The organism is Erwinia sp. AC075 (assembly GCF_979253995.1).
Window position 1 is genome coordinate 157,274 of sequence record NZ_CEEDEU010000001.1, and the last position, 26,829, is coordinate 184,102.

At 55.8% G+C, this 26,829-nt stretch carries 23 protein-coding genes, 6 tRNA genes and 1 other RNA gene; 12 read left to right on the forward strand and 18 right to left on the reverse strand.

All coding sequences use genetic code 11. The features are described 5' to 3' along the window. The first annotated feature begins 41 nt into the window (after positions 1-41). From zipA to AC0IXH_RS00675, 3 genes are all read left to right on the forward strand, one after another. A complete protein-coding gene (gene zipA, locus AC0IXH_RS00665; protein ID WP_346593979.1) occupies positions 42-1,004 on the forward strand; it encodes a cell division protein ZipA in 963 nt (320 codons plus the stop codon). Between the two features lie 86 nt (positions 1,005-1,090). Further along, a complete protein-coding gene (gene ligA / locus AC0IXH_RS00670; RefSeq protein ID WP_471719752.1) occupies positions 1,091-3,109 on the forward strand; it encodes an NAD-dependent DNA ligase LigA in 2,019 nt (672 codons plus the stop codon). 1 nt (position 3,110) lies between these two features. Next, complete coding sequence (locus tag AC0IXH_RS00675; RefSeq protein WP_013203285.1) at positions 3,111-3,326, forward strand: DUF3820 family protein; 216 nt, start codon at positions 3,111-3,113, stop codon at positions 3,324-3,326. An 18-nt stretch (positions 3,327-3,344) separates the two neighbouring features. Here the strand turns inward: AC0IXH_RS00675 and AC0IXH_RS00680 are convergent, their stop codons facing one another. Next, entirely contained in the window at positions 3,345-4,364 is a 1,020-nt protein-coding gene (locus tag AC0IXH_RS00680; RefSeq protein WP_013203284.1) for a bile acid:sodium symporter family protein, read from the reverse strand. A 95-nt stretch (positions 4,365-4,459) separates the two neighbouring features. Between AC0IXH_RS00680 and AC0IXH_RS00685 the strand changes: the two genes are divergently transcribed. Next, on the forward strand, positions 4,460-5,380 hold the full coding sequence (locus AC0IXH_RS00685; RefSeq protein ID WP_053144426.1) for a LysR family transcriptional regulator: 921 nt from the start codon (positions 4,460-4,462) through the stop codon (positions 5,378-5,380). On the opposite strand, the gene AC0IXH_RS00690 is transcribed toward AC0IXH_RS00685, so the two are convergent. The 6 genes from AC0IXH_RS00690 to AC0IXH_RS00715 all read right to left on the reverse strand — a co-directional run bounded on the left by AC0IXH_RS00690 (position 5,377) and on the right by AC0IXH_RS00715 (position 6,474). After that, positions 5,377-5,730, reverse strand: a complete 354-nt coding sequence (locus tag AC0IXH_RS00690; RefSeq protein WP_013203282.1) for a FlxA-like family protein — start codon at positions 5,728-5,730, stop codon at positions 5,377-5,379. The genes AC0IXH_RS00685 and AC0IXH_RS00690 overlap by 4 nt on opposite strands. A 202-nt stretch (positions 5,731-5,932) precedes the next feature. Further along, a non-coding RNA gene (locus AC0IXH_RS00695) (RtT sRNA) lies at positions 5,933-6,055 on the reverse strand. Positions 6,056-6,086: 31 nt separating this feature from the next. After that, positions 6,087-6,162, reverse strand: a tRNA-Lys gene (locus AC0IXH_RS00700). Between the two features lie 4 nt (positions 6,163-6,166). Next, positions 6,167-6,242: transfer RNA gene (locus AC0IXH_RS00705), tRNA-Val, on the reverse strand. Between the two features lie 30 nt (positions 6,243-6,272). Further along, positions 6,273-6,348: transfer RNA gene (locus AC0IXH_RS00710), tRNA-Val, on the reverse strand. Between the two features lie 50 nt (positions 6,349-6,398). Continuing rightward, a tRNA-Val gene (locus tag AC0IXH_RS00715) sits at positions 6,399-6,474 on the reverse strand. Between the two features lie 273 nt (positions 6,475-6,747). On the opposite strand from AC0IXH_RS00715, the gene gltX reads away from it, so the two are divergent. Continuing rightward, on the forward strand, positions 6,748-8,163 hold the full coding sequence (gene gltX, locus AC0IXH_RS00720; RefSeq protein WP_013203281.1) for a glutamate--tRNA ligase: 1,416 nt from the start codon (positions 6,748-6,750) through the stop codon (positions 8,161-8,163). Between the two features lie 50 nt (positions 8,164-8,213). On the opposite strand, the gene AC0IXH_RS00725 is transcribed toward gltX, so the two are convergent. Both AC0IXH_RS00725 and AC0IXH_RS00730 read right to left on the reverse strand, forming a co-directional pair. Further along, positions 8,214-8,573, reverse strand: a complete 360-nt coding sequence (locus AC0IXH_RS00725) for a YfeC-like transcriptional regulator (RefSeq protein WP_013203280.1) — start codon at positions 8,571-8,573, stop codon at positions 8,214-8,216. A gap of 149 nt (positions 8,574-8,722) precedes the next feature. Continuing rightward, the gene (locus AC0IXH_RS00730; protein WP_013203279.1) at positions 8,723-9,511 is read right to left on the reverse strand and encodes a formate/nitrite transporter family protein; all 789 of its coding nucleotides are present in this window, start codon (positions 9,509-9,511) and stop codon (positions 8,723-8,725) included. 430 nt (positions 9,512-9,941) lie between these two features. Here AC0IXH_RS00730 and AC0IXH_RS00735 point away from each other — a divergent pair. Then, positions 9,942-10,017, forward strand: a tRNA-Ala gene (locus tag AC0IXH_RS00735). Between the two features lie 49 nt (positions 10,018-10,066). Further along, positions 10,067-10,142: transfer RNA gene (locus tag AC0IXH_RS00740), tRNA-Ala, on the forward strand. A 40-nt stretch (positions 10,143-10,182) separates the two neighbouring features. On the opposite strand, the gene AC0IXH_RS00745 is transcribed toward AC0IXH_RS00740, so the two are convergent. The 4 genes from AC0IXH_RS00745 to AC0IXH_RS00760 are packed head-to-tail and all read right to left on the reverse strand — an operon-like array spanning position 10,183 to position 14,416. Continuing rightward, positions 10,183-11,784, reverse strand: coding sequence for a rhodanese homology domain-containing protein (locus AC0IXH_RS00745; RefSeq protein WP_471719753.1), 1,602 nt, complete (start codon positions 11,782-11,784; stop codon positions 10,183-10,185). Continuing rightward, positions 11,702-12,367, reverse strand: a complete 666-nt coding sequence (locus AC0IXH_RS00750; RefSeq protein ID WP_471719754.1) for a cysteine dioxygenase family protein — start codon at positions 12,365-12,367, stop codon at positions 11,702-11,704. Before AC0IXH_RS00750 ends, AC0IXH_RS00745 begins: the two co-directional genes overlap by 83 nt. Beyond that, the gene (locus tag AC0IXH_RS00755) at positions 12,360-13,334 is read right to left on the reverse strand and encodes an ABC transporter substrate-binding protein (RefSeq protein ID WP_105760579.1); all 975 of its coding nucleotides are present in this window, start codon (positions 13,332-13,334) and stop codon (positions 12,360-12,362) included. The genes AC0IXH_RS00750 and AC0IXH_RS00755 overlap by 8 nt, the downstream gene beginning before the upstream one ends. Next, complete coding sequence (locus AC0IXH_RS00760) at positions 13,334-14,416, reverse strand: LLM class flavin-dependent oxidoreductase (RefSeq protein ID WP_053144416.1); 1,083 nt, start codon at positions 14,414-14,416, stop codon at positions 13,334-13,336. Before AC0IXH_RS00760 ends, AC0IXH_RS00755 begins: the two co-directional genes overlap by 1 nt. 246 nt (positions 14,417-14,662) lie before the next feature. Between AC0IXH_RS00760 and AC0IXH_RS00765 the strand changes: the two genes are divergently transcribed. Together AC0IXH_RS00765 and AC0IXH_RS00770 are read left to right on the forward strand one after the other, a co-directional pair. After that, positions 14,663-15,583: an ABC transporter substrate-binding protein gene (locus AC0IXH_RS00765; RefSeq protein WP_013203274.1), complete on the forward strand. Its 921-nt coding sequence runs from the start codon at positions 14,663-14,665 to the stop codon at positions 15,581-15,583. A 1-nt stretch (position 15,584) separates the two neighbouring features. Continuing rightward, complete coding sequence (locus AC0IXH_RS00770) at positions 15,585-16,901, forward strand: LLM class flavin-dependent oxidoreductase (RefSeq protein WP_013203273.1); 1,317 nt, start codon at positions 15,585-15,587, stop codon at positions 16,899-16,901. A 58-nt stretch (positions 16,902-16,959) separates the two neighbouring features. Here AC0IXH_RS00770 and AC0IXH_RS00775 read toward each other — a convergent pair whose 3' ends face one another. Then, on the reverse strand, positions 16,960-18,150 hold the full coding sequence (locus AC0IXH_RS00775) for a NupC/NupG family nucleoside CNT transporter (RefSeq protein ID WP_013203272.1): 1,191 nt from the start codon (positions 18,148-18,150) through the stop codon (positions 16,960-16,962). A 364-nt stretch (positions 18,151-18,514) separates the two neighbouring features. Here AC0IXH_RS00775 and AC0IXH_RS00780 point away from each other — a divergent pair, with 364 nt between their 5' ends. Beyond that, positions 18,515-19,753 (forward strand): Nramp family divalent metal transporter, encoded by a 1,239-nt coding sequence (locus AC0IXH_RS00780; RefSeq protein ID WP_013203271.1) that lies wholly within the window; start codon positions 18,515-18,517, stop codon positions 19,751-19,753. Positions 19,754-19,817: 64 nt separating this feature from the next. Here the strand turns inward: AC0IXH_RS00780 and AC0IXH_RS00785 are convergent, their stop codons facing one another. Next, a complete protein-coding gene (locus AC0IXH_RS00785; RefSeq protein WP_013203270.1) occupies positions 19,818-20,177 on the reverse strand; it encodes a DUF2502 domain-containing protein in 360 nt (119 codons plus the stop codon). A 155-nt stretch (positions 20,178-20,332) separates the two neighbouring features. Further along, positions 20,333-21,322 carry an L-glyceraldehyde 3-phosphate reductase gene (gene mgrA, locus AC0IXH_RS00790; protein WP_471719755.1) on the reverse strand — a complete coding sequence of 330 codons (990 nt, stop codon included), beginning with the start codon at positions 21,320-21,322 and terminating at the stop codon, positions 20,333-20,335. 204 nt (positions 21,323-21,526) lie between these two features. On the opposite strand from mgrA, the gene AC0IXH_RS00795 reads away from it, so the two are divergent. Together AC0IXH_RS00795 and glk are read left to right on the forward strand one after the other, a co-directional pair. Then, complete coding sequence (locus tag AC0IXH_RS00795; RefSeq protein WP_471719756.1) at positions 21,527-23,179, forward strand: alpha-keto acid decarboxylase family protein; 1,653 nt, start codon at positions 21,527-21,529, stop codon at positions 23,177-23,179. 161 nt (positions 23,180-23,340) lie between these two features. Further along, positions 23,341-24,306 carry a glucokinase gene (gene glk, locus AC0IXH_RS00800; protein WP_471719757.1) on the forward strand — a complete coding sequence of 322 codons (966 nt, stop codon included), beginning with the start codon at positions 23,341-23,343 and terminating at the stop codon, positions 24,304-24,306. 47 nt (positions 24,307-24,353) lie between these two features. Here glk and AC0IXH_RS00805 read toward each other — a convergent pair whose 3' ends face one another. Next, the gene (locus tag AC0IXH_RS00805; RefSeq protein WP_013203266.1) at positions 24,354-25,085 is read right to left on the reverse strand and encodes a LytR/AlgR family response regulator transcription factor; all 732 of its coding nucleotides are present in this window, start codon (positions 25,083-25,085) and stop codon (positions 24,354-24,356) included. A gap of 26 nt (positions 25,086-25,111) precedes the next feature. Beyond that, positions 25,112-26,806: a sensor histidine kinase gene (locus AC0IXH_RS00810; RefSeq protein ID WP_346566372.1), complete on the reverse strand. Its 1,695-nt coding sequence runs from the start codon at positions 26,804-26,806 to the stop codon at positions 25,112-25,114. Positions 26,807-26,829: the final 23 nt, after the last annotated feature.

Here is a 26,829-nt window from a genome sequence, read left to right on the forward strand (position 1 = left end):
GTTTGCCGCGGTGGCAAGGTATTGGAACAACAGAGAATACAATGATGCAGGATTTGCGTCTGATATTAATCGTTGTTGGCGCGATCGCCATAATAGCGCTTTTACTGCACGGCCTCTGGACCAGCCGTAAAGAGCGCTCATCCGTTTTTCGCGATCGCCCTCACAAGCGTTTAAAACAGGAAAGAGAAGAGACATTTGACGACGTCGATGATGGCGTGGGTGAAGTGCGGGTGAAACGGTCGCGAGCTGATGATGAAGACGATGATGTCGTTCCTCCAGCCGCTTTTGGCACTGATCAAGCGCCACCGCGTCCCGTTCGTGCCCAGCCTGAACCGGTACGTCACCAGCCGCAGATTGACGAGCAGCCGGAGCTCGATCCGCTGTTCGGTGGCGAACTGCCGCATGCGCCTGAACCTGATTACGACGATGAGCCGGAGCCTGTTCGTCAGCAGCCGTCTGTTCATCAGCCGCAGCCTGCCGCTAAGCCTGACGTCGCTACCCGTGCGCCGGTTGCCGAGGCTAAAGCGGAACCGGTCGCCGCAGAGCCAGAAGCGCCTGCAGCGGCACCGAAGCAGGAACGCGCGAAGGAAACCGTGCTGGTGCTGCATGTCGGCGCCCACGCTGGCGGCACGCTGAACGGCGAAGCGCTGTTACAGGGCGTGCTGCAGGCGGGCTTCCAGTTCGGTGAGATGAACATCTTCCACCGTCACCTGAGCCCTGCAGGAAGCGGCCCTGTGCTGTTCAGCCTGGCGAACATGGTGAAACCGGGTTCGTTTAACCCCGACGATATGGGTGATTTCACCACGCCGGGCATTTCCATCTTTATGATGGTGCCTTCTTATGGTGATGCGAATCAGAACTTCAAGCTGATGCTGCAATCTGCCCAGCGTATCGCCGACGATGTTGGCGGTGTGGTGCTGGATGATGAGCGCCGCATGATGACGCCGCAGAAGCTGGAAACCTATAAAAACCGTATTCGTGATGTGATCGAGGCCAACGCCTGACTCACTGAGCAGTAAGGCAATAGCCTGACTTCCCGTTTTTCCAAAACCCCCGCCAGTCGGGGGTTTTTTATCGCTATGGTGCCGCTATGGAATCCGTACAAGACAAAATCACTGCGCTGCAAACCACTCTCCGCCATCACGAATATCAGTATCACGTGATGGACGATCCTGAGGTTCCCGATGCGGAATACGATCGGCTGATGCGCGAACTGCGCGAGCTGGAACAGGCACATCCTGAACTGGTCACCGCCGATTCGCCCACTCAACGCGTTGGCGCGGCACCGCTCGGCGCTTTTGAGCAGGTTCGTCACGAAGTGCCGATGCTGTCGCTGGATAACGCCTTTGATGAAGAGAGCTATCTGGCTTTCTATAAGCGGGTGCAGGATCGGTTAAAGAATACCGACGATATCACCTTCTGCTGCGAGCTGAAGCTGGATGGACTGGCGGTCAGCCTGCTGTATGAAGATGGCCTGCTGGTGCGGGCTGCGACGCGTGGCGACGGCACAACCGGTGAGAATATTACCGCCAACGTGCGCACTATTCGCGCCATTCCCCTGCGTTTGCACGGCGAGATTATCCCGTCGCGGGTGGAAGTGCGTGGCGAAGTCTTTATGCCGCTGGCAGGATTTGAAGCGTTAAATAATGAAGCGCGCCGCACAGGTAACAAAGTTTTTGCCAACCCGCGCAATGCCGCCGCAGGCTCGCTGCGCCAACTTGATCCCCGCATCACCGCCAAACGCCCGCTGACCTTTTTCTGTTACGGCTTTGGCCTGCTGGAAGGCGGCGAGATGCCGCGCAGCCATATGGCGCGTTTGCAGCAGTTTAAGGCCTGGGGCTTGCCGGTCAGCGACCGCATCAAGCTTTGCCATACTGCCGAGGAAGTTTTGGCCTTCTATCGTCAGGTTGAGCAGGATCGCCCGACCTTAGGGTTTGATATTGATGGTGTGGTCATCAAGGTGGATTCACAGGATCTGCAGGAGCAGTTAGGGTTTGTCGCCAGGGCCCCGCGTTGGGCGGTGGCGTTTAAGTTCCCGGCGCAGGAGCAGATGACCACCGTGCGTGATGTCGAGTTTCAGGTGGGCCGGACGGGCGCTATCACCCCGGTAGCCCGACTGGAGCCGGTGCAGGTGGCTGGCGTGATTGTCAGCAATGCCACGCTGCATAACGCCGATGAAATCGAGCGTCTTGGGCTGCGTATCGGCGACCGGGTGATTATCCGTCGCGCCGGTGACGTTATCCCGCAGGTGGTCGGGGTGATTGAGTCAGAGCGCCCGGACGATGCGCGCGAAGTGGTATTCCCAACCCATTGCCCGGTCTGTGGCTCCGATGTCGAGCGCGTCGAGGGTGAAGTCGTTGCACGCTGTACCGGCGGCCTGATCTGCGGTGCTCAGCGCAAAGGCGCACTGAAGCATTTCGTTTCCCGCCGCGCGCTGGATGTTGATGGCATGGGCGACAAGATTATCGATCAGCTGGTGGAGAAAGAGTACGTCCATACGCCAGCCGATCTGTTCAGGCTTACCGCAGGCAAACTCACCGGGCTGGATCGGATGGGGCCAAAGTCAGCGCAAAACGTGGTGAACTCGCTGGAGAAGGCGAAGACTACCACGCTGGCGCGTTTCCTTTACTCCCTTGGCATCAGTGAAGTGGGTGAAGCGACAGCCGCTAACCTTGCTGCGCACTTTGGCTCGCTGGAGAAGATCATGGCCGCCGATCTGGACGCGCTAATCGCGGTACAGGATGTCGGCACCGTGGTGGCCAGCCATTTGCGTAACTTTATGGATGAAGAGAGCAACCGCGAGGTGATCCGTCAGCTGGTGGAAGAAGCGGGTATCAACTGGCCGGCCGTTGAAGTGGTCAATGCGGCAGAGATCGACAGTCCGTTTGCCGGAAAAACCGTGGTTCTGACCGGTTCACTGACGATTCTGTCGCGCGATGAAGCGAAAGATCGCCTGACGGCGTTAGGCGCCAAGGTCAGCGGCAGCGTTTCGAAGAAAACGGATCTGGTGATTGCCGGCGAAGCGGCAGGCTCCAAGCTGGCCAAGGCTCAGGAATTGGGTATCGACGTGATTGATGAAGCTGAGATGATCCGTTTACTGGGAGAGTGAGATGGAAAAAGAGCATTTGCTTGAAATCGCCAACAGCATCATGCCTTTTGGTAAATATAAGGGCAGGGCGCTGATTGATTTACCGGAAGAGTATCTGTTGTGGTTTGAACGGAAGGGCGAATTTCCGGCGGGTCATCTGGGTGAGCTGTTGCAGCTCACCCTCGCGATAAAAATCGAAGGGCTTGATGGGCTGGTGAAACCGCTGAAGCGCGGGTGATCACCAGCCCGGTCTGCATTACTTCTGCGATTCAACCACGGCGGCTTTTGCTTCCACCTTCTGCTTAGCGGCCAGCTTCTCGCCGGTTTTTTTATAGCGTTGCGCCAGCATCGAGCAGACCATCAGCTGCACCTGATGGAAAATCATCAGCGGCAGCACGATGATGCCCACCGAGGCCGACGGGAACAGAATGTTGGCCATTGGTACACCGTTCGCCAGGCTCTTTTTCGAGCCGCAGAACAGGATGGTGATTTCATCTGCGCGATTAAAGCGGAACAGTCGTGCGACCAGCAGGTTGATCACCAGCGCCACAAACAGGATCCCCAGGCTACCTGCAACGATATACAGCAGCGTAGATGCGCCCACGCGATGCCAGATGCCGTTTACCACCGCTTCACTGAACGCGGAATAGACCACCAGCAGAATCGACGCCTGGTCGGTTTTACCAATCAGCCCGCGGTTTCTCTCAACCCAGCCCGCAATCCAGCGGCGTGAAAGGTGACCCACCACGAACGGCACCAGCAGCTGCAGCATAATCTTACCGATCTGCTCAAAACTGCCGCCGGCAGCATCGCTGTGCACGTTCATCACCAGGCCCACCAGCATCGGCGAGATAAATACGCCCAGCAGGCTGGACGCCGAGGCGCTACACACCGCCGCGGCGACGTTGCCGCCTGCCAGTGAGGTCAGGGCAATGGCTGACTGGACGGTGGCCGGCAGAATGCACAGGTACAGGAAGCCGGTATAGATTTCCGCGCTTACCGGCAGCGGGTGCCACCAGACGAACAGCAGGCCGAGGATTGGGAACAGCACGAAGGTGCTGCACATCACCCACAGATGCAGCCGCCAATGGCTGCCACCGGCAATAATTTTTTCTTTAGACAGCTTGGCGCCGTGCATAAAGAACAACAGCGCAATCGCCGCCGTGGTCAGGTATTCAAAGAATTCCACAAAATGCCCACGCGCGGGCAGGAAGGTTGCCAGCAGCACGGTAATAATCAGTTTCAACATCAGTGGATCGATACGGAAGATGCCCATTGTTAATGCCTGGTTAAAAAAATGATGGGGCTATTGTGCGCTGGGCGGTTTTAGAAATAAAATTGATTTATTGAATACATATATGAATAAAACAGATGAATTATACCCTGCGTCAACTTCGCGTGTTTGTCGCCGTTGCCCAGCAAGGCAGTTTCAGCCAGGCCGGGCAGCTGATTGGACTGAGCCAGTCCGCGGTCAGCCACAGCATTAAAGAGCTGGAAGGGGAGATGGGCATCCGTTTGCTGGACCGCACCACGCGGGAAGTGTTGCTGACCGAAGCCGGAGAACAGCTCTCCAGCCGGCTTGAGCGGCTACTGGAAGAGCTGAATACCACCTTGCTGGATGTACGCAGCTACGGGCAGCAGAGAAGCGGCACGGTGCGGGTGGCTGCCAGCCAGACCATCGCCGCGCATTTAATGCCGCAGTGCCTTGCCGCCAGCACGGAGCATTTTCCTGATATCAAAGTGATGCTGCGCGATCGTCCTCAGCAATGGGTGCTGCAAAGCATTCGCAATGCGGAAGTGGACTTCGGAATTGTTGTCGGGCCGCTGCCGGAAGAGGATTTCGAAACGGAAGCAATTCTCGATGAACCTTTTTTGCTGTTGTGCCGTAAGGACGATCCGTTGGCGGCTCAGCAAACCATTCACTGGCAGATGCTTAACCAGCGGCAGCTGGTGCTGCAGGATTATGCCTCCGGCAGTCGGGTTCTTATCGATGAGGCATTACGCGTCCAGCAGGTTCAGGCGGAGATTGTGCAGGAGATCGGTCATCCCGCCACGCTCTATCCGATGGTGGAAGCGGGAATTGGCATCAGTATTCTTCCGGCGCTGGCATTGCCGTTGCCTGAAGGCAGGCCGTTACTGGTGAGGCGTATGGTGCCGGAGATTAACCGCACCATTGTGCTGGTGCGCCGTAAAAATCGCTCGCTTACGCCCGCAGCCGAGGCCATCTGGCAGGAAGTACGCCAGCAGGCACTCCTGCTGACGCAACAACGCAAGAAAACTCCGGCGTTTTAGATATAGACGTTCAGCGTGTTGGTGGCGGTAGGGCGGTTTACGCCGTCTGCCGCTTTGGAAATGGTGTTGGCAGTGTCATCTTTCGCGCTGCTTTGCTTTTCCTGCGCCTTCTCAGCCTGCTGCTGCTCAACCTGAGCAATCTGCGCTTCAATCATCTGAATCTGGCCTTCGATCAACTGCTGTTGTTCAGACTTTTGTTCATCCGTCAGCGTCGTGTCGTTGCCCAAATCCTTTAACTGCGCCTGCAGTTGGGTGATCTGCTTGTTGAGGGTGGCAACCTGAGAGGCCGACCCGCCGCCTGAACTTCCAGAGCCAATAGAGGATAGGGAGTTGGAACTGATTGTAGTCATCGCTTTCTCCTGTGTAATAGACCAATACGGTTATCGGTAGGAGTGGCGGGATACTTGATGAGAAAAATCGTAAAAGAAGTGCTAAAAAATCGAAAAGGAAAAAGAGTGGCTGTCTATCTCCGTTCGACTCGACCTGCTGCAGGTTCAAATCCTTCACGAATCGCAGATAGCAAAAAGGCGCCTTTAGGGCGCCTTCGTACATTGGTGGGTCGTGCAGGATGACTCGGCTACGCCTCGCCCTTCGGGTCGTTGCTGTCGCAACGCTGTCTCACTGCGTTCGACTCGACCTGCTGCAGGTTCAAATCCTTCACGAATCGCAGATAGCAAAAAGGCGCCTTTAGGGCGCCTTCGTACATTGGTGGGTCGTGCAGGATTCGAACCTGCGACCAATTGATTAAAAGTCAACTGCTCTACCAACTGAGCTAACGACCCGAAGTGGTGGGTGATGACGGGCTCGAACCGCCGACCCCCTCCGTGTAAAGGAGATGCTCTACCAACTGAGCTAATCACCCACTTCGGTACTTCACGAAACTGCTGAGAGATGGTGGGTGATGACGGGCTCGAACCGCCGACCCCCTCCGTGTAAAGGAGATGCTCTACCAACTGAGCTAATCACCCATCTCTGAGAACTTCGGTACTGCTTAACACTGCGGAGCCACCGTTTAGAGTGGTGGGTGATGACGGGCTCGAACCGCCGACCCCCTCCGTGTAAAGGAGATGCTCTACCAACTGAGCTAATCACCCCCGCTGTGTGGAGTCGCATTATAGGGATCGCGGCAAATGAGTCAACGGTTTTTAAAACGAAAATGTTCGTTCGTCTTAAATTTAATCAAGATGTTGGGGTTTTATCCAAAAATGGGGGGGTGCCGCTGGCTTTTCCGCCAAAGGCCTCTAACAACCGGGGGAATGCCGTTGAGGATTCGTTTGCAGATGGTAGAATGTTGCCCACTTTGTGTTGGTCTTTACTGACCTCCTCCAGCAATGCGCGACTCTGATAGCGTAATAAGGCAGCTGTTAATGAAAATCAAAACCCGCTTCGCACCCAGCCCAACCGGCTATCTGCACGTTGGCGGCGCGCGTACCGCGCTTTACTCCTGGTTGTTTGCCCGTCACCAGGACGGTGAGTTTGTGCTGCGTATAGAAGATACCGATCTGGAGCGCTCCACCCAGCAGGCTATCGACGCGATTATGGATGGCATGAACTGGCTGAACCTCGACTGGGACGAGGGCCCGTATTACCAGACCAAACGTTTTGACCGCTATAACGCGGTGATTGATCAGATGGTCGACGCCGGCACAGCCTATAAATGCTACTGCTCCAGAGAGCGTCTCGACGCGCTGCGCGAAAAGCAGATGGAGAATCATGAAAAGCCGCGTTATGACGGCCACTGCCGCGACAGCCACGAACATCATGCCGATGATGAGCCGTGCGTGGTGCGTTTCCGTAACCCGCAGGAAGGATCGGTGATCTTTGATGACCAGATCCGTGGCCCGATCGAATTCAGCAACCAGGAGCTGGACGATCTGATCATCCGTCGTACTGACGGCGCGCCGACCTATAACTTCTGCGTCGTGATTGATGACTGGGATATGGAAATTACCCACGTGATCCGCGGTGAAGACCATATCAACAACACCCCGCGTCAGATCAACATCCTGAAAGCGATCGGTGCGCAGGTGCCGGTTTATGCGCACGTGTCGATGATCCTCGGCGACGACGGGAAAAAACTGTCCAAACGTCACGGTGCCGTGGGCGTGATGCAGTATCGCGATGATGGCTATCTGCCAGAAGCGCTGCTGAACTACCTGGTGCGTCTGGGCTGGTCCCATGGCGATCAGGAAATCTTCTCTATTGCTGAGATGAAAGAGCTGTTCGAGCTGGACGCGGTCAGCAAATCTGCCAGCGCCTTCAACACCGAAAAGCTGCAGTGGTTGAACCATCATTACATCAATACCCTGGCGCCTGAGTATGTGGCGACGCATCTGCAATGGCACATCGAGCAGGAAAAAATTGATACGCGTACCGGCCCAGAGCTGGCTCAGCTGGTCAAACTGCTGGGTGAGCGCTGCAAAACGCTGAAAGAGATGGCTGCGTCATGCCGCTACTTCTATGAGGACTTCGCGGAGTTTGATGCCGATGCAGCGAAAAAACACCTGCGTCCGGTCGCTCGCCAGCCTCTGGAAGTTGTGCGTGACAAACTGGCTGCTTTAACTGACTGGACGGCAGAAAACGTTCACCAGGCCATTCAGGCCACGGCTGATGAGCTGGAAGTCGGTATGGGCAAAGTCGGCATGCCGCTGCGTGTGGCGGTAACGGGTGCCGGTCAGTCTCCTGCGCTGGATGTCACCGTTCACGCCATCGGCAAAACGCGCTCAGTGGCGCGCATCAATCAGGCATTAAGCTTTATCGCAGAGCGCGAAGCTCAGCAGTAATCTCAGCTGACGTCTGCAAATAAAAAAAACCGGCCAACTGGCCGGTTTTTTTATGCCTGAGCGTCGCTGATGTCGAGGCGGCTCAGTAAACCTTGTACGCCTTCACGTAACAGCAACGCGTAAAGCCTTTCCTGTTCGGCGGCATTCATTTGCTGCAATGAGGTCATCAGTAAAGATTGCAGAGAGTTGGGGGCAACGCGGTAAGTTGCAGAGGGTTCCGACGCATGGCGCGTGGATTTTAGATACGTTTTGACGCGGTCATCAATTTGGATCATCCGTGCTTTACCGCCCTGGACGCCGGTTTTCGGCATGGTTGTCCACTGCTCTTTCTTGACCCATTTGTTGATCGTCTGACGGCTGAAACCTGTTTCCCGGGCCAGCTCTTCTGGTGTTAACCATTCCTTTTTCATAATGCAATTCCTGTTTGCGACGTGAGATAACGCGAACATATTACAGGATTTTGTTGCGTGGACAACTAACAGCAAGCGCTGAAAAGGGAGGCGGTTCGCAATTGAAAAGAAGAAATTTCCCCCTGCCCGCAGGCAGAGGGAAAGGGGGATTAGCCCTGCGCTTTAGCTGACTCTGCCTGCGGACGGTAAGCCATATAATAGGCCAGACCGACGAACACCGCGCCGCCAAAGGTATTACCGAGGAACACGGCGGCAAAGTTAGGCAGATATTCCGCCCAGCTTAACTGACCGGCAAAAATGGCCGCAGGAATGATGAACATGTTGGCCACCACGTGCTGGAAGCCGATCGCCACAAAGGCCATCACCGGGAACCACATACCAAAGATTTTGCCGACCACATCTTTACTGGCAAACGCCAGCCAGGTCGCCAGGCAGACCAGCCAGTTACAGCCGACGCCAGAGATAAAGGCGTGAGTGAAGTCAGCGTTTACTTTCGCGGTGGCAATAGCAACGGTCTTCTTCAGGTAGTCGCCTTCGGTCATGCCCAGCATATGACCAAAGAACCAGGCGATGGCGATGCTGCCAATAAAGTTAGCGATGGTGACCCAAAACCAGTTACGCAACACGCTGTAAGCACTGATCTGACGCGCGAACCAGGCAATGGGCATGGTCATCATGTTGCCGGTCAGCAGTTCACCGCCGGCCAGAACCGTCATGATAATTCCCACCGGGAACACCGCAGCGCCCAGCAGGCCGCCAAATGAGCCCCAGTCTGCAGGTAAGGAGTTAATAACGTGGATATCCAGCAGGAAGCCAAGGGCAATAAACGCACCGGCCAGGAAGCCAAGGATCAATAAAGTCGAAACAGATGAATGGCTTTTCGCCACGCCGGATTGAATAGCAACCGCTGCGATTTCTTTAGGTGAATGCAAGGACATAGGAGCTCTGATTCTGGTGTAGTTAAGGATGAAATGGCCGGTTCCGTCGCGTCGGGAAACGCGCGCATCCAGCGCTGAGAGGGCTCCGGCCTTCGAAAGCGCGGGCAGTTTTGCACGAGAAATTAACAAAAACAAGATCAATTAGACCGCTAATTAACGCGTTGTTTACAAGATTGGCGCGGTCAAACTGTGTCGGCAGGAATAACCGGATGAAATTGCACTCTTTACCCTATTTTGTCGTTTCAACAGGCCAGTTCAAGGCAGTTCTCTCTGGATAAACGGTGACTCAACAAGCTGTAATTGGTGCGGTTTGGCGGCTTTTTCAGCGATTAGACAGAGTTTGGCAATTTGCCGTTGACACCTTCACCCCCGTTTCATATTATCCCCGCCGTTGAGACGACTCCGGTTGTCTGACGAGGTTATCCGGCTTGGGGGTATAGCTCAGCTGGGAGAGCGCTTGCATGGCATGCAAGAGGTCAGCGGTTCGATCCCGCTTATCTCCACCAAATCTTCACCAGCAGATTTTGTGGCACCGGATAACAGATTGAATTATGTGGGGGTATAGCTCAGCTGGGAGAGCGCTTGCATGGCATGCAAGAGGTCAGCGGTTCGATCCCGCTTATCTCCACCAATCAATTCCTTTCTTGCTTCACTCTCCCCCAGCATCCGTTTTATTTCAGTTCAAGCACCGTAAATCCATGCGTTCCATCGCGATCTAACTGCGCAATCAGCCCAAACTCCCAGTCTAAATACGCCTGCATCGCGTCGGCAGAATTATCCGTGCCTTCATACGGGCGACGATAGCGATCGCTTCTCGGCTGTAACAGCTGCGTTTCACCCTGTTCTATGGGTAAACCTGCCGCTCTCCACGCCGCATTGCCGCCCGTCAGCACGCTGACCGGCTTGCCGCTAAGCTGCTGCAACTCTTCCACGGCATAGCGTGCCAGCAAACTGCTGCCACAGGTCACCACATACCGATCGGCGGCGGGCAGTGCCTGCAGGCCTTTCTGCGTCAGTAAACCGCGCTGCAGCCATGCTGCGCCCGGAATATGGCTGGCAACATAGTTAGCGCTGGTGGTGAAGTCCAATACCTGGGTACCGGGCGTATTCAGCCAGTCCGCCAGCACGGCGGGTGAAACCTCTTCCTGCTCTGGCAGGGCAGGGACTTTCGCTACCCAAGGGCCTTGCTCGCTGAAATCGTGCTCAACCAATCCATCCAGTACCGACACATCCCAGCCCAACTGCGCCAGCCAGGACGCACTCATATTGGCGCGTGCACCGTCGTTATCAATCAGCACGATGCGTGCGCCGCGCACGCTGGCGGTGTGATCCGTCTCCTGCACCAGCTGACCGCCCGGCACCGATCGTGAACCGGGCAAATGACCGGCGGCATATTCTTCAGAATCGCGGACATCAAACAGATACAGCGTCCGGGCGTGATCCTGCTGCCATTGCTGCAGCTGCGCCCGCGTCAGACGCTTGACGCCTGCCTGGTCAGCGACATGACGGGCGCGTTGCGCGGCCTGGGTTTTGGCCGTCTCGCTGCTTTCACCAAAGCGTCGGCTCTGGCCATGCTCCAGCGGTTGTCCGGCCAGCGTCCAGCCGATGGTGCCATTTCGCAGCGCAAATACCGGGTTGGTAATCCCGGCATTCACCAGCGACTGCGTACCGATAATGCTGCGGGTTCGACCTGCGCAGTTAACGATAACCGTTGTGGTTGGCGAAGGAACCAAATCCTGCACCCGCAGCACCAGTTCTGCACCCGGCACGCTGATGCTGCCAGGAATGCTCATGGTCTGATATTCATCGAATCGACGGCTGTCCAGCACCACCACCGGTTCACCGCTGTTTAATAACGCCTGAACATCTTCCGCGGGCAGCGACGGGGTGTGCACCCGACTCTCGACCAGCTCACCAAAGGCTTTGCTTGGCGAGTTAACATCGATAAACAGTTCACCGCCTGCATCCTTCCAGCCTTGCAGGCCGCCTTCAAGCAGGGCGACGTTGGCATAGCCGAAGTCTTTCAGGCGCTCAATGGCCAGCGCCACCAGCCCTTCGCCGTTGTCATAGACGGTAATCGGCGTGGCAAAGCGCGGTACCCGGTTAAGGATCTCCAGTTCCAGCTTTGAAAGCGGAATGTTCACCGCAAACAGCGGATGGCCTTCGGCATACTGCGCTTCTTCCCGCAGGTCAATTAACGCCAGCTCCTGCTGCTGAAGCAACGCCTGACGGATGTCGTGAAAACTGCGGGTATGGAGTAGATGATAAACCATGTGAAAGATCCCAAATATTAGGTAAATACGCGTTGTTATAGCCGGAGATAAACGGTTTTTCTTCGCCGGTTTCGCTGTAAACCGCGCGCTGAACTGCGCCGATATTGCCGCCATAAACATGAATACTGATGGAAGTGCGATCGCTGAAGGCGTTGCTGACCCGGTGAATATCGCCGACCCGCGGCGAGACCGCTTCAACCGTGCCGGGATCCAGCCGCACCGGATCGCCATGTGGCGATAACCCGCGCGCATCGCGGATGAAATTCTGTGAAATTTCCGCGCCGCGCAGCATGCCAATTAATCCCCAGACGCGATGATCATGCACCGGCGTCGATTGCCCTGCGCCCCAGACAAAGCTGACCACCGAAAACCGCTGGCGGGCATCGGCATGCAGCAAATACTGCTGGTAGCGGGCCGGATTTGGCTGGGCAAACGCCTCGGGAAGCCAGTCATCATGGGCGATCAGCTGATGCAGCAGCTGGCTGCCGCGATGAAGCAGATCGGCTTCCTGCGGCTGTTCATCCACCAGCGTGGCCAGGCTACCGACAAACTCGCGCAGGCGAGCGCTGTTCAACTCACTCATGTTTTGCCTCCTGGCTTAAGGCCAGCTGATTGGATTGGCTGGAGAGGCTGTAATCGAAGGCCTGATGGACATCAATCGACTTCGGCAGCACATGATTTTTATAGAAAAAATCGGCGGATTGCTGCAGGGAATCCGCCAGCTTCGGCGTGAATTCCACCGGGCGGATCTGCGCACTGGCAATCCAGCGTTGGGTAATGTTTTCTGGCATGCCCAGTGAGGTCGACAGTGCCTTAGCGAAGGCCTCAGGATGGTGCTGCGCCCAGATTTGCGCTTTTGCCAGCCGTGCCTGCAGGTCGGCTATCGCCTTGCGTTTGCCCGGATCCTTCAGCGCTTCTTCACGGGCTAAGGCATAGGAGTAACCGGACAGGATCCCTTTGCCGCCGCCCTGTGGCACTAACAGATCCTGATCGACCACCACGGCGGAAGAGACGTAGGGTTCCCAGGTAGCCCAGGCATCGACAGAATGACTGGCCAGCGCGGCACGTCCATCAACCGGTCCAAGGAAGCGCAGCGTGACGTCAGAGGGTTTCAGGCCGGCTCTGTCCAGCAGACCCAGCAACAGATAGTGGCCCCAGCCGCCACGGTTGACGGCAATTTGTTTGCCCTTCAGATCTTTTAAGCTGTGGATGCCCGAATCCGGGCGGGTAAGTAAGGCAATGCTGTCAGGGTTGTTTTGCCAGGCACCCACCGCTTTTACCGGTGCGCCGGCGGCATAAACAAATAAGAACGGCAGATCGCCGGTGAAGCCCACGTCCAACGCGCCCGCGTTCAGCGCTTCCTGCACCGGTGCGCCGGAATCGAAAGAGGTGAGCTTCAAATCATAAGGCAGGTCTTTTAACTGCCCGGACTCGCGCAGCGAAATAAAGCGATCGCCTTTCACATCGCCCAGCCGCAGGGTGACTTTCTCCGCCAGCGCTGAGGTGGCGAGCGATGACAGTACGACTGCCAGTAAAAAAGGAAAACGCATCAGGCACTCCTTGCCACTTTGCGGGCCGCGACTTTCTCTCTGGTCAGCGGGATCAGTTCACGGCCGTAATCCAGCGCATCGTTCAGCGGATCGAAGCCGCGGATCAGCACGCTTTCAATGCCCAGGTCGTAATACTTCAGCAGCGCGTCGGAGACCTGGTCCGGCGTACCGACCAGTGAGGTGGAGTTATAACCGCCGCCAACCAGTTTAGCGATGCCGGTCCACAGGGATTTGTCGAGGCGTTCCCCTTCATTGGCGGCGGCCATCAGGCGGGCCGCGCCGACGCTTTGCGGCTTCGGCAAACCAAAATCATGGCCGGATTCAATCAGCTTTTTGCGGGCGACTTCGCGGATATGCTCGGCTTTTTCCCAGGCTTCTTTCTCCGTGGCGGCAATAATCGGGCGGAAGGAGATATTGAAACCAATCTGGCGGCCCTGTCTGGCGGCTTCTGCACGCACCGTCCGCACGGTTTCTGCGGCACCGGCCAGCGGTTCACCCCAAAGGGCGAACACGTCCGCATGACGACCTGCCACTTTGATCGCTTCAGGCGAGGAGCCGCCGAAATAGATCGGCAGCGCGCTTTGCTGTGGCTTCACCGCCGAAAACGCCTGCTCAACCTGATAATGCTCGCCCTGGTGATCGTATGGCGTGTCGGAAGTGAGGCTCTGCCTTAATACGCTCAGGAAATCATCGGTGCGCTCATAGCGCTGGGTCTTGTTAAGGAAATCACCATCACGGCGTTGTTCAACATCGCTGCCGCCGCTGATGATATGCACCGCCAGGCGGCCATCGGTGAGTTGATCGAGGGTAGCGAGTTTACGGGCTGCCAGCGTCGGCGAGACAAAGCCCGGACGGTGGGCCAGCAGGAATTTCAATGTTGAGGTGTTGGCGGCGGCATGCGCAGTGACCAGAAAACCATCCGGTTGATCGGACCAGTAGCCGACCAACACCCGATCGAAACCGGCCTGCTCATGAGCACGGGCAAAGTCTGCAATGTACTGTTTATTGAATAGCGGACCGCTGGCAGGAATGATTTCGGACGCCAGGCGATGGCCAATCATACCGAGGAATTGAATGCTCATCAGGTTCTCTCCAGGTGAGGGCCGGTAAACGCCGGCAGAGAGAAAACCGTATAGTTGATGGGCGGGAGTGTGAAATTCATTAATCTGCGAAGCTTTGCGCAAATACAGCTATTACTCAGTCGCAGGCAACCGACGGTGAGCGTGCCGCTCGTTATGTTCATTTTGCATAAATTATGCGCAATAAATGCATTTAGGTTCTAAAAAAGCCGGTGTTAGTCTCGGGTTTTCTCCTTATTGAGACACCAGATGAAAACCCTTTCTCTTTCTGCACTTGCTGTACTTCTCGCGGCGGTCACGGCGCCCGTTTTGGCTGCGAATACGCTTTCAGTTGGCGACCAGCGGGGCAATGCGCGGGCGATCCTTGAAGCCTCCGGCGAGTTAAACAACACGCCTTATACGCTGGACTGGCATGAGTTTGCTAACGCCGCACCGTTGCTGGAAGCGATGCGCGCAGGTTCAATAGATGCCGGTTCGGTGGGGGATGCACCCTTAACTTTCGCCGTGGCGGCAGGGCTGGATGCCAAAGGGATCCTGGCGACGCGCTATGCCGGCAACGCCATTATCGTCAAAAAGGGTAGCCCGATTCACAGCGTGAAGGATCTGATTGGCAAACGCATTGCGACGGTCAAAGGTTCATCCGGGCACAACCTGGCTTTGCAGGCGCTGCAAAAAGCCGGTGTCGATCCTAAGCAGGTCAGCTTTGTCTTTACCACGCCAGCAGAAGCGACGCTGGTGCTGGATCAGGGCGGCGTCGATGCGGTTTCCACCTGGGAACCTTACGTGTCGTTTGCCACGCATCAGTCAGGCGCACAGATCCTGGCGGACGGTAAAGACTATCCGGCCCTCAACTATCTGGTGGCCAGCAACGCCGCCATTGCCAGCAAGAAGGCCGAACTGGCCGACTTCACGCAGCGGTTGAGCCGTGCCCGCGCCTGGGGCATCCAGCATCCTGACGCCTATGCGGCCTCCATCAGCAAGCTGTTAAGGATCCCGCAGGACGTGGCGCTGGCAAAGGTGAAGCGCGAAGTGAACTCCGTCGACACCAACAGTCAGGACGTGGTTGCGGTGCAGCAAAATACCGCCGATTTCTACGTGAAAAATGGCCTGATCCCGGCACCGCTGAAGGCGGCTTCCTTTATTGACCTCAGCCTTTCGCAGGGGAAATAGCATGCATCTGGCGCTTTATCTCAGCGACACCGGGTTGCACGCCGGAGGCTGGCGGCATCCTGAGGCGCAAAATAACGATCCGATGCAGCTGCAGACCTGGCTGACGCTGGTGAAAAAAGCCGAGCAGGCCGGATTTGATTTCGCATTTATCGCCGACAAACTGTCGATCGATGATATTTACGGTAACGACATCGCCAGCACCGTTCAGTCGCGTCCGGGTTATGCCCGTCCGGAACCGATGGCGCTGCTGACCGCATTGAGCCTGTTTACCGATCGCATTGGCTTAGGCGCAACCGTATCGACCACCTACGGTGAGCCTTTCCATACTGCCCGCACCATCGCCACAATCGATCATTTTAGCGCCGGCAGAATGGGCTGGAATGCGGTGACCTCGACCAATGATGGCGAAGCACGCAATTTCAGCCGCCAGCAGCATTTAGGCCATCAGGCGCGTTATCAGCGTGCGGGAGAGTTTATCGATGCGGTGCATCAGCTGCTTGCCAGCTGGCAGCCTGGTGCGCTGGTGGCCGACCAGGAGAGCGGCGTTTATATGGATCCGGAAAAGGTCAGCTATACCGATTTTCACGGCGAGCATTTCCATATCAAAGGGCCGCTGACCGTCGCCGCCTCGCCGCAGGGCAGGCCGGTGCAGATTCTGGCGGGCGTCTCGGAGGATTTTAAGAAGGTCGCCGCCCGGGTGGCAGAGGTGATTTTCACCGTTCAACCCGACATGGCGCGCGCGCAGCAATTTTATCAGCAGTTTAAGCAGGAGATGGCCGCCTTGGGTCGTCCACCGCAAGCCTGTAAAGTGCTGCCCGGCCTGATGCCGATTGTGGGCGCAACGCAGCAGGAGGCGGAAGAGAAGCGCCGTCAGCTGGATGAACTGGTCAATCCGTTAGCCGGGTTAAGCTTTATGTCTGCCAGCATGAATTACGATCTGTCGCAGCACGATGAAAACGACATTTTCCCGGATATCTTCGACAAAATCAGCGGCAGCAAAGGGCGCTTTGAGTACGTGATTTCTCAGGCAAGGAAAGAGGGGAAAACGCTGGCCGAAGTGGCGAAAGCCTATGCGGCCAGCGCCTCATTTAAGGTGATTGCCGGCACGCCAGAACAGATTGCCAGCGAGATGATTGCCTGGGTAGAGGCCAAAGCCTGCGACGGTTTCGTGCTGATGCCCGCTGATATGCCGGCCTCGTTGAATAATTTTGCTGAACGGGTCATCCCGGAACTGCAAAAGCGCGGTGCCTTCAGGCAGGGCTATCAGGGAACCACGTTGCGCGACCATCTGGATTTACCGCTGGTCACGCCTCGTTGAACGACGAGTAAAAAAAAGGCGAACCCATCACAGGTTCGCCTTTTTTCGTTCTGGCGTGTTACCAGGCCAGCACTAATCCTGCAATGGAAGCAGACAGCACGCTCACCAGCGTTGAGCCGTACAGCAGTTTCAGGCCGAAGCGGGAAACCACGTTACCTTGCTCTTCGTGCAGGCCTTTGATCGCGCCTGCCACAATCCCGATAGACGAGAAGTTCGCAAAAGAGACCAGGAACACGGAGAGGATGCCGACGCCGCGTGGTGACAGTTCAGCCGCCACTTTTTGCAGATCCATCATCGCCACAAACTCGTTAGACACCAGTTTGGTTGCCATGATGCTACCCACTTTCAGCGCTTCACCTGCCGGCACGCCCATCACCCAGGCAAACGGGTAGAAGACGTAACCCAGCACACCCTGGAAGCTGATGCCGAAGACGAAATCGAACAGGGCGTTAATCGCTGAAATCAGCGCAATAAAGCCAATCAGCATCGCCGCGACGATCACCGCAACTTTGAAACCGGCCAGGATGTATTCACCCAGCATCTCAAAGAAGCTCTGCCCTTTGTGCAGATCGCCCAGCGTCAATTCTTCTTCGCTGTCGACGCTGTACGGGTTGATGATCGACAGCACGATAAAGGTGCTGAACATGTTCAGTACCAGCGCGGCCACCACGTATTTCGGATCAATCATGGTCATGTACGCGCCCACAATTGACATTGATACGGTAGACATCGCCGTTGCCGCCATGGTGTACATGCGGCGCTGAGACATTTTTCCGAGGATATCTTTGTAGGCAATGAAGTTCTCTGACTGACCTAAAATCAGCGAGCTCACGGCGTTAAAAGATTCCAGCTTGCCCATGCCGTTGATTTTTGACAGCACGGTACCGATGGCGCGAATAACAATCGGCAGGATACGGAAGTGCTGCAAAATCCCGATCAGTGCAGAGATAAACACGATAGGGCAGAGAACATTGAGCCAGAAGAATGCCAGGCCTTTATCACTCATGTTGCCGAAAACGAAATTAGTCCCTTGTGCTGCATAGCTCAGCAATTTGTCGAACAGACCCGCAAACCCTTTAACGAAGCCAAGACCCACTTCAGAGTTAAGGAAGAACCACGCAAGCAGCACTTCGATAACCAGAAGCTGTATAATAAAACGTACGCGGATGTTTTTCCGATCGGTGCTAACCAGTAAGGCCAGCACGGCTACCATCACCAGCGCCAAAGCAAAATGAAAAATGCCTGACATGTGTGCTCCATTTTTGAAGGATGTTATATTTCGCTGCACATTCTATGTAACAAGAAACTGAAAAACGAGATCTAGAACACAATATAACAATTACCTATCACCCTTCCCGACAGAATCCCCTGATTGATCACATCCTGATACTGTTTAAAAAAACACCCCACGCATCGGAAGGTTAAGCTTTTACCGGCGCACGAAAAGTGATTGCTCATTTTTTAGCTATGGAGTAGTTTGAAATCAAGGTATAGCCTTTGCTATATTTCTTAGTACTGGCTATCAGAGCGATATGCAAAACCCATTCAAATGCGCTTGATAATCATTATCATTTAAAAGACAATGATCTCTTCAGGTGTTTAGGGGACTAACTATGTTTGAAGGCCGCACAGTAGAACAAACGGTTCGCGGATCGCGCAAAATCAAATTTGCGTTGATGGGCCCTGCGTTTATCGCGGCTATCGGTTATATCGATCCCGGCAATTTTGCCACCAATATTCAGGCCGGCGCCTCTTATGGCTATACGCTGCTGTGGGTGGTGGTGTGGGCCAACATTATGGCGATGGTGATCCAGCTGATGTCTGCCAAACTCGGCATCGCTACCGGGAAAAACCTCGCTGAACATATCCGCGATCGTTTCCCGCGTCCTGCCGTCTGGTTTTACTGGGTGCAGGCTGAAATTATTGCCATGGCGACCGACCTGGCGGAATTCATCGGGGCGGCGATTGGCTTCAAGCTGATTTTCGGCGTCAGTCTGCTGCAGGGCGCGGTGCTCACCGGCGTGGTCACCTTCCTGATCCTGATGCTGCAAAACCACGGTAAAAAGCCGCTGGAACTGGTGATTGGTGGCCTGCTGCTGTTTGTCGCGGCGGCTTACGTCATCGAACTGTTCTTCTCACAGCCGAAGATTACCGATCTGATGCAGGGTCTGGCCGTGCCTTCGCTGCCAACCGCCGATGCGGTGTTACTGGCGGCGGGCGTGCTGGGCGCGACAATTATGCCGCACGTGATCTATCTGCACTCCTCGTTAACGCAAAATCCCGACGGCGGCTCGCGTGAACAGCGCTACTCGTCGACCAAGCTGGACGTGGCGATTGCGATGACCATTGCCGGCTTCGTCAATCTGGCGATGATGGCCACGGCGGCGGCGGCGTTCCACTTTAGCGGTCATACCGGCATTGCCGATCTGGATCAGGCTTACCTGACGCTGGACCCGCTGCTGGGTCGCGCAGCGGCGCTGGTGTTTGGTCTGAGCCTGCTGGCTGCCGGACTCTCTTCCACCGTGGTGGGCACCATGGCCGGGCAGGTGGTGATGCAGGGCTTCGTCCATATTCACATTCCGATTCTGGTGCGCCGCGTGGTGACCATGCTGCCTTCCTTTATCGTGATCCTTGCCGGATGGGAGCCGACACGTATCCTGGTGATGAGTCAGGTACTGCTGAGCTTCGGTATCGCGCTGGCGTTAATCCCGCTGCTGACCTTTACCGGCAACCGCGAGCTGATGGGCGATATGGTGAACTCACGCCCGATGCAGCTGGCAGGCAAGGTGATTGTGCTGGTGGTGGTGGCGTTGAATCTGTATCTGCTGGTGGCGATGGCCATGGGGTTGTAAGCCGACTTCATTACTGCGCAGCCGATAAAAAAGCCGACCTTAACAGGTCGGCTTTTTTGATCGCTTAATGGCGATGATCGTGGTCGTGATGACGCTCTCTTTCATGATGACGGTATTCGCGATGACGTTCGCGATCGTGCCATCTGCGTTCCCGCTCCCATTCGTGACGACGGCGCATCTCTTCATGCCTGCGCCACTGCTCGTGTCGCCACCAGCGGCCTTCATCATAACGGTAGTTGCTGCGCCAGTAGTGCCCATCGCGCCAGCGGCCGCCGTCCCAGTAATTACCGCGCGGATCGCGGTCACCAATATGTAACGAGACGCCAGGAGCTAAGGTGATATTTGCGTTGTCAGCCTGCGCTGTGTGCATTGCCAACGGGGATAAACTTGCCACTAAGGTGGCAACAAGTAATAAACGTTTCATTGGATCTCCTTATCAACGGCTCACCTGCTCCGCTGTGCAGCCAAGATTATAAAGAGTTTGTTGCCGTTTCGCCTGGGGGATTCCGAAAAACTGCCTGCCGGGGAGATTTGAGATTTATCTGGAGAGATCCCGCCGCAGGGCGCGGCGGGACGGGTTTAGCCGAGAATGCTGCTGATTTTTTGCAGTTCAGCCTGGCTGAAATCACGCTTCTGCAGCATGCCAACCGCATCATCAATCTGGCTGGTTTTACTGGCACCAATCAGCACCGAGGTCACGCGGTTTTCCCGCAGCACCCAGGCCAGCGCCATCTGAGACAGTTTCTGCCCACGCTCCTGCGCCATCGTGTTCAGCTGACGCACCTTCTCCATTTTCTCCGGGGTCAACTGGTCGCCGCTGAGGAACTGGCTGCCGCTGGCCGCGCGCGAGTCTTCCGGAATACCGTTCAGGTAGCGGTCGGTCAACACGCCGCCAGCCAATGGGGAGAAGGCGATGCTGCCGACGCCTTCTTTTATCAACACGTCCAGCAGACCGTTATCTGGCGCACGCTCGAACATCGAGTATTTCGGCTGGTGGATCAAACATGGCGTGCCGAGCTGCTTGAGGATGCCAATGGCTTCTGCCGCCAGTTCAGCCGGATAGTTGGACAGCGCGATATACAGCGCCTTGCCCTGACGCACAATGTGGTCCAGTGCGCCCATCGTCTCTTCCAGCGGCGTTTCAGGATCCGGGCGGTGGTGATAGAAGATATCGACGTAATCGAGTCCCATCCGCTTCAGGCTCTGGTTCAGGCTGGCAATCAGATATTTACGCGAACCCCAGTCACCATAAGGGCCGTCCCACATGGTGTAACCCGCTTTGGACGAAATGATCAGCTCATCACGGTACGGCGCAAAGTCTTCCCGCAGGATGCGGCCAAAGTTTTCTTCAGCTGAACCCGGTGGTGGACCGTAGTTGTTAGCCAGATCGAAATGAGTGATACCGTTATCAAACGCATGGCGCAGCAGCTGACGGCTGTTATCCACGCGGGTGCTGTCGCCGAAGTTATGCCATAAGCCTAACGAAATTGCCGGTAGCTTGAGGCCACTCCGTCCGCTGCGGTGATAGGTCATTTTCTGATAACGTTCTGCATCTGCCTGATAAACCATGAATAAATCCTGTTCAGTAGAGGTCGGTTTCCGGGAAAGCATAGCAGTGTATACGGTTACACCGAACCGGTTCGCGCGGTAGATCGCAACTTGAGGATAATTCCGAGGCGTAACGACAGCTTGCCACTGCAACAGCCTGCCACTGTGCTGCGCATTGAAAAATATCGCTAATACTTTGCTGAGGACAACTGTGGAGAAAGAGCTATGCAAAGTCTTACCGTTGGGGAGTACCTGCTGTCGCGCTTACGGGAAGCCGGAATTGGGCATCTGTTCGGCGTGCCGGGTGACTACAATTTGCAGTTTCTCGATGATGTTATTACCAGCAGCGAGATTGGTTGGGTCGGCTGCGCCAATGAGTTAAATGCCGCCTACGCGGCCGATGGCTATGCGCGCTGCCACGGCGCGGCGGCGTTACTGACCACCTTTGGCGTCGGTGAGCTGAGTGCGTTAAACGGCGTGGCAGGGAGCTATGCCGAATACTTACCGGTTATTCATATTGTCGGTGCGCCTGCAACGGCCGCCGCCCGCGAAGGTCTGCTGCTGCATCACACGCTGGGTGACGGTGACTATCGTCACTTTATGCGCATGTCGCAGGAGGTGACGGTCGCCCAGGCAATATTAACGCCAGAGAACGCCGTGGAGGAGATCGACCGCCTGCTTAACGCCGCCTTACGTGCACGGCGTCCGGTCTACCTTTACTTAGCAACCGATGTGGCGGTGGCAAAAATCACCCCAGCCGCCACGTCATTGGCGACAGAACTGCCCTGCGATGCGGCGACCGTCGCCGCTTTTGCTGATGCGGCAGACCAACTGCTGGCGGGGGCAAAAAACGTCGCCATGCTGGCGGACTTCCTCGCCGACCGGGCTCAGCAGCAGGGCAAGCTTAAACAGTTGTTAACCGATGCGCCGATGCCGTTTGCCACCTTATTGATGGGTAAGGGCGTGCTCCCCGAGCAGCATACCGGTTTTGCCGGAACCTATGCCGGTGCTGCCAGTGCCGGTCACACCCAGCAAATTATTGAGCAGGCCGACGTGCTGATTACCGTGGGCGTGCTCTATACCGACACCATCACCGCCGGATTCACGCAAAATATCGACAGCGGCAAAACACTCGCTATCGGGCTTTCATCCAGCCGCATTGGGGACAAGACCTTTACCCCGTTGCCGATGAGCGCCGCATTAACCGCGCTGCAGCCGCTGGTTAAACGTTATGCCGCGCAATGGCCTGAACCCGAGGTTTCGCCTCCGCCGCTCAACGATGTGCCGTCAGACGCGCTCACGCAGGACAGTTTCTGGCAGGCAATACAGCATTTTCTTAAGCCTGGTGATATTGTGCTGGCCGACCAGGGCACCTCGGCTTTTGGCGCAGCGGCGTTAAGGCTGCCTGAAGGCGTGACCTTTATCAGTCAGCCGTTGTGGGGATCGATTGGCTATACGTTACCCGCTGCTTATGGCGCGCAGGTTGCCTGTCCCGATCGTCGGGTGGTGCTGCTTAGCGGCGATGGATCGGCTCAGCTGACCATCCAGGAATTAGGGTCGATGCTGCGGGATGGTATGAAACCCGTCATCTTTATCCTGAATAATGCAGGATATACTGTCGAGCGGGCGATCCATGGCGAGCATCAACGCTACAATGATATTGCCGCCTGGAACTGGACGCAGCTGCCGCAGGCGCTGAGCCTGAACTGCGCCGCGCAGAGTTGGCGGGTGGAGCAAACGGTGCAACTGGTTGAAGTGATGAAGGTTATCGCGCAAAGCGATCGCCTGTCGCTGGTGGAGGTGGTACTGCCACCACTTGACGTGCCGCCGCTGTTGCAGGCGGTCTGTGAAGCGCTAAATAAACGAAATTCTGCATAATGTTACAGAATTCAGATTGATGCCCGTGGGCAAGGACGTCGCGGGCAGGTAAGGTAGTCGATTAACGTGCCTCGCGTGCCTGTTTTGACCGGGGAGGCGTTGTTGTTTGAGTGGGGGAAATTTATAGTGTGTTTAAATGACGTAAGCGGAGCAAAACAATAATGACTAAGTATGCTTTGGTAGGTGATGTTGGCGGCACGAATGCCCGCCTGGCACTGTGTGAAGTAGAAAACGGTGCCCTTTCACAAGCCAAAACTTTCTCCACAGTAGACTACGACAGCCTTGAAGCTGTGATCCGCTTCTATCTTGACGAACAGAAGCAGGAGATTACCGACGGCTGTATCGCTATTGCCTGTCCAATCACTGACGACTGGGTCGAGATGACCAACCATGACTGGGCGTTCTCCACCAGTAAAATGAAAGCTAACCTCGGCTTTGAGCACCTGGAGATCATCAACGACTTTACCGCCGTTTCTATGGCCATCCCGATGCTGTCCGCAGACGATGTGATGCAGTTTGGTGGCGGCAAAGCGGTCAACGACAAGCCTGTTGCGGTCTACGGCGCAGGGACCGGTCTGGGCGTTGCTCACCTGGTTCACGTTGATAAGCGCTGGGTCAGCCTGCCGGGCGAGGGCGGTCACGTCGATTTCGCTGCTAACAGTGAAGAAGAAGACCTGATCCTCGAAGTGCTGCGTGCGGAACTGGGCCACGTCTCTGCCGAGCGCGTGCTGTCTGGTGCCGGTCTGGTGAATCTGTATCGGGCGATTGTTAAATCAGATGACCGGGTGCCGGAAAACCTGAAGCCGAAAGACGTGTCGCAACGTGCGCTGGATGACAGCTGCACCGATTGCCGCCGCGCACTGGCGATGTTCTGCGTGATCATGGGCCGCTTTGGTGGCAACCTGGCGCTGAACCTCGGTACCTTTGGCGGGGTGTATATCGCCGGCGGTATCGTGCCTCGCTTCCTGGAATTCTTTAAATCGTCCGGCTTCCGTGCCGCATTTGAAGACAAAGGCCGCTTTAAGGATTACGTGCAGAATATTCCGGTATTCCTGATCACTCACGATCAGCCAGGCCTGCTGGGTGCCGGTGCGCACCTGCGTCAGACGCTGGGCAGCGTGCTGTAACTGTGGTAACAGGGCCGGTTTCCCGGCCCTGATCTTGCTTCCTTCCTCTATAACCGCATCAGCTGGCGAAACTCTTTTACTTTGCTGCGGCTGACCGGCACCTGAAATTCCAAATCCCGCAGTTTCAGCATGTAGGTGTTATTAAACCAGGGTTCGATTTCGCGGATCTTGCTGAGATTGATGCAATACGATCGATGGCAGCGGAAAAAGGCCTCTTCCGGCAGCCTGCTACAGAATTCGGTGATATTCATCGACATCACATACTCTTCCCGTCGGGTGTAGACAAAGGTCATCTTTTCATGGGCTTCAGCGTAATAAATATCGTTGATATCGGTGACGATAATCCGCTCATCCTTGACCAGGTTAATGGTATGCACCGAACTGCGGACGGCTTCCGGATTGCTCTGGTGCGCGGCCTGCTGCAGGGTGTTTTCGACCTTGCGCAGCATGGTGATAATGCGCATCTCATGATAGGGCTTGAGGATGTAATCGAACGCTTCCAGCTCAAAGGCATCCACCGCATGTTCCTTATAGGCGGTGATAAAGACGATCAGCGGCTTTTGCGCGAACTTACTGATGTTCTGCGCCAGCAGCACGCCGTCCAGTGACGGAATATTAATATCGAGGAAAATCACGTCAACCTGGTGGCTTTGCAGATATTTCAGCACGTCCAGACCATCGTCAAACGTGGCCTCAAGGGTCAGCTGGCTGTGTTGTCTGATTAGCCAGCTCAGCTCCTGCTGGGCCAGAAACTCATCTTCAACAATTATCGCTTTCACATCATTTTCCCGGAGTTAGCAGGGCATTACGCCCGTAAAGAGACGCTTTCACTGGCCGGCAGAGCCGTGCCGTTTTTACTGATATAAAAGGCGATTTCGGTGCCCGGATTGCGCCGGTGAATATGCAGGCCTTCGCCGTAAAGCAGCTTTACGCGGTGATGAACGTTGAGCAGGCCGATTTTATTGCCGGGCATCTCGTTGCTTTCTACCCGCGCCATTACTTCTTCGCTAATGCCATTACCGGTATCGCGAACGGCGATGCGGATCCGGTCGCCCTGGTCTTTCAGGCTGATGGTCACCACGCCTTTTCCCCGGCAGGGATGGATGCCATGCACGATGGCGTTCTCAACCAACGGCTGAAGCAGCAGGCTGGGCAGCGCGCAGTTGACGTCTTCATCAATGTCGTAGATTACCGTCAGCTTGTCGCCAAAACGCGCCTGTTCAATGGCGATATAATCCTTAACCTGATACAGCTCTTTCTTGATATCGATGATCTCATCATCGTTCAGCTCAAGGTTATAGCGCAGGTAGCGCGCCAGATTGGTGATCAGCTGCCGCGCGGTATCCGGATTCATGCGGATTGAGGAGGAGATTGCATTCAGCGCATTGAACAGGAAATGCGGGTTGATTTTGCTTTGCAGCGCGCGCAGTTCGGCTTTGTTCGCCATTTCACGTAGCTGCTCGGCGCGGGACACTTCCAGTTGGGTGGAGATAATTTGCGACAGGCCTACCGCCATCTCTTTCAGCGACCAGGTGATGCGGTGCGCATGGCGATAGTAAATTTTCAGCGTGCCGGTGACTTCCCCTTTTTCCCACAGCGGGATCACAATCATCGAGTGAATTTCCGGCGTGCGGTGCGCCTCGTCGTTATTTTTGATGATGATCTCGCCGTTGGCGATCGAACGTGCGGTGGTCGGGCTTATCGCGTCATCACCGTTGTGGTAATTCGCTTCGCCAACGCCGACATAGGCGAGGATCTGGTTTTTGTTGGTGATGGCGACCGCATCGGCATTGATATCATTGCGGATAATGTCGCACACCTGACGCAGCGACTGGCTGTTGACATGCCGGAACAGCGGCAGGGTTTTATTGGCAATCTCCAGTGCCAGTTTGGCCTGTCTGGCGGCAATGGCCTCTTTTTCGCCCTCAACGCTCTGGATTAACAGCACAATCAGCCCGATGCTTACCGCGCCGAGGATCATCGGCACCGCGATTTCCGAGACGATTTCAATGCCTAAGGTAGTGGGCTGTGACCAGACGACAATCAGGATCATGGTCAGGGATTCACACAGCATGCCGCCGAGAATACCCACGCTCCAGCGCTTCTCTTTCACCACTTTCAGGTTGATATAGCCGGAAACCACACCGGCGATGATGCTGGTGATCAGGCAGGGCACCGAGGTCACGCCATGAACATCAATTAGGAAACGGTGCAGGCCGGCAATCACGCCGGTAATTATCCCGACCCAGGGCCCAAACAGAATGCCGCCGGACATAATCGCGATGGTGCGGACGTTAACCAGCGAGCCATCAACGTTGATGCCGCTCCAGGTACCAAACAGGGCAAATAGCGAAAAGATGGCGGTAACGGCGATCAGTTCCTGGCGTGAATGCTCGTCTTTTTGCAGCAGCTGCCGGAAATGGCGCGTGCGGGTCATGAAGAACAGGCAGATCAGCATCAGCGCGGCGCGGTCCAGCACGGCTAACAGCATTTCAAACATCGAGTGCACGGGCGCCTCGGCGG

Bases quoted from the DNA above. Each gene is read 5' to 3' on its own strand.
- zipA (WP_346593979.1), top strand. From the start codon at position 42: ATGATGCAGGATTTGCGTCTGATATTAATCGTTGTTGGCGCGATCGCC.
- ligA (WP_471719752.1), top strand. From the start codon at position 1,091: ATGGAATCCGTACAAGACAAAATCACTGCGCTGCAAACCACTCTCCGC.
- AC0IXH_RS00675 (WP_013203285.1), top strand. From the start codon at position 3,111: ATGGAAAAAGAGCATTTGCTTGAAATCGCCAACAGCATCATGCCTTTT.
- AC0IXH_RS00680 (WP_013203284.1), bottom strand. From the start codon at position 4,364: ATGGGCATCTTCCGTATCGATCCACTGATGTTGAAACTGATTATTACC.
- AC0IXH_RS00685 (WP_053144426.1), top strand. From the start codon at position 4,460: ATGAATTATACCCTGCGTCAACTTCGCGTGTTTGTCGCCGTTGCCCAG.
- AC0IXH_RS00690 (WP_013203282.1), bottom strand. From the start codon at position 5,730: ATGACTACAATCAGTTCCAACTCCCTATCCTCTATTGGCTCTGGAAGT.
- gltX (WP_013203281.1), top strand. From the start codon at position 6,748: ATGAAAATCAAAACCCGCTTCGCACCCAGCCCAACCGGCTATCTGCAC.
- AC0IXH_RS00725 (WP_013203280.1), bottom strand. From the start codon at position 8,573: ATGAAAAAGGAATGGTTAACACCAGAAGAGCTGGCCCGGGAAACAGGT.
- AC0IXH_RS00730 (WP_013203279.1), bottom strand. From the start codon at position 9,511: ATGTCCTTGCATTCACCTAAAGAAATCGCAGCGGTTGCTATTCAATCC.
- AC0IXH_RS00745 (WP_471719753.1), bottom strand. From the start codon at position 11,784: ATGGTTTATCATCTACTCCATACCCGCAGTTTTCACGACATCCGTCAG.
- AC0IXH_RS00750 (WP_471719754.1), bottom strand. From the start codon at position 12,367: ATGAGTGAGTTGAACAGCGCTCGCCTGCGCGAGTTTGTCGGTAGCCTG.
- AC0IXH_RS00755 (WP_105760579.1), bottom strand. From the start codon at position 13,334: ATGCGTTTTCCTTTTTTACTGGCAGTCGTACTGTCATCGCTCGCCACC.
- AC0IXH_RS00760 (WP_053144416.1), bottom strand. From the start codon at position 14,416: ATGAGCATTCAATTCCTCGGTATGATTGGCCATCGCCTGGCGTCCGAA.
- AC0IXH_RS00765 (WP_013203274.1), top strand. From the start codon at position 14,663: ATGAAAACCCTTTCTCTTTCTGCACTTGCTGTACTTCTCGCGGCGGTC.
- AC0IXH_RS00770 (WP_013203273.1), top strand. From the start codon at position 15,585: ATGCATCTGGCGCTTTATCTCAGCGACACCGGGTTGCACGCCGGAGGC.
- AC0IXH_RS00775 (WP_013203272.1), bottom strand. From the start codon at position 18,150: ATGTCAGGCATTTTTCATTTTGCTTTGGCGCTGGTGATGGTAGCCGTG.
- AC0IXH_RS00780 (WP_013203271.1), top strand. From the start codon at position 18,515: ATGTTTGAAGGCCGCACAGTAGAACAAACGGTTCGCGGATCGCGCAAA.
- AC0IXH_RS00785 (WP_013203270.1), bottom strand. From the start codon at position 20,177: ATGAAACGTTTATTACTTGTTGCCACCTTAGTGGCAAGTTTATCCCCG.
- mgrA (WP_471719755.1), bottom strand. From the start codon at position 21,322: ATGGTTTATCAGGCAGATGCAGAACGTTATCAGAAAATGACCTATCAC.
- AC0IXH_RS00795 (WP_471719756.1), top strand. From the start codon at position 21,527: ATGCAAAGTCTTACCGTTGGGGAGTACCTGCTGTCGCGCTTACGGGAA.
- glk (WP_471719757.1), top strand. From the start codon at position 23,341: ATGACTAAGTATGCTTTGGTAGGTGATGTTGGCGGCACGAATGCCCGC.
- AC0IXH_RS00810 (WP_346566372.1), bottom strand. From the start codon at position 26,806: ATGTTTGAAATGCTGTTAGCCGTGCTGGACCGCGCCGCGCTGATGCTG.